1 pseudogene is annotated in these 218 nt (G+C 62.4%); it reads right to left on the reverse strand.

Annotated features, from left to right (window positions below):
• Positions 1-218, reverse strand: a pseudogene (locus RA19_RS25140) (acetate--CoA ligase family protein); the annotation flags it as partial.

Consider the following 218-nt stretch of genomic DNA (forward strand, 5'->3'; position numbering starts at 1 on the left):
CGCGAGCCGATGGCGGCCTGGATGGCGCATTCCCAGTCCGAGGCATCGCAGCGGTCATCCCGCGGGAAATCCACAATCAGCATGGTCATTGCCAGCTGCGGGTCCATCATGGCTGAGAACGCCTTGGTCATCGCTTCGGTATCGCGCCAAATATAGGTGTGATAGTCGAGCGGATTTGCCAGCGCCACCATTGGGCCCAGCGCGTCGCGCAGGTCGGT

It is taken from the genome of Leisingera sp. ANG-M1 (genome assembly GCF_000813745.1).
Taxonomy (GTDB): Bacteria; Pseudomonadota; Alphaproteobacteria; order Rhodobacterales; family Rhodobacteraceae; genus Leisingera.